This is a genomic window from Streptomyces sp. CHD11, assembly GCF_018638295.1.
GTDB lineage: Bacteria > Actinomycetota > Actinomycetes > Streptomycetales > Streptomycetaceae > Streptomyces.
The window spans coordinates 1-347 of the sequence record NZ_JABTTS010000143.1; the positions used below are offsets into that span (position 1 = coordinate 1).

At 57.6% G+C, this 347-nt stretch carries 1 rRNA gene; it reads left to right on the plus strand.

From position 1 onward, the window contains the following. Window positions 1–347 (plus strand): 16S ribosomal RNA (locus tag HTV45_RS33520); the annotation flags it as partial.

Below are 347 nucleotides of genomic sequence, written 5' to 3' on the forward strand. Positions count from 1 at the left end.
ATTCCTGGTGTAGCGGTGAAATGCGCAGATATCAGGAGGAACACCGGTGGCGAAGGCGGATCTCTGGGCCGATACTGACGCTGAGGAGCGAAAGCGTGGGGAGCGAACAGGATTAGATACCCTGGTAGTCCACGCCGTAAACGGTGGGCACTAGGTGTGGGCGACATTCCACGTCGTCCGCGCCGCAGCTAACGCATTAAGTGCCCCGCCTGGGGAGTACGGCCGCAAGGCTAAAACTCAAAGGAATTGACGGGGGCCCGCACAAGCGGCGGAGCATGTGGCTTAATTCGACGCAACGCGAAGAACCTTACCAAGGCTTGACATACACCGGAAAGCATTAGAGATAG